This is a genomic window from Nocardia sp. NPDC059236, assembly GCF_042754085.1.
In the GTDB taxonomy this organism is placed as follows: Bacteria; Actinomycetota; Actinomycetes; order Mycobacteriales; family Mycobacteriaceae; genus Nocardia.
Genome location: NZ_JBHZAF010000103.1, coordinates 798 through 1134 on the forward strand (window position 1 = coordinate 798; position 337 = coordinate 1134).

Here is a 337-nt window from a genome sequence, read left to right on the forward strand (position 1 = left end):
CTATCTGCACATCGACGGCGCCTGGCGCGACCATCTGGTGTTCGCCCTGACGGCGGAGGAGGTTCCAGAGGGTCTGCTGGCCCGCTGGCACCGTTCGCAGCCCGGTCGCTCGACAGAAATAAAATAAACGTTCGAATTGTGGGATTGTCGGGATAGCCAGCCCCTGCCCGGCCATTTATCGGCCATTTCCGCGTAGCCCGGACGAGCAGTCACAAAAAAAGTTCGAGGGATCAGCCAGATCGTGCGACACACCGGGCTATTTGGCAGATGGGCTCATGCGATCCCCTCTACCGTGTGAGGGTGAGCAGCAGTGGCCTCATCTACGCAGTCATCGTCG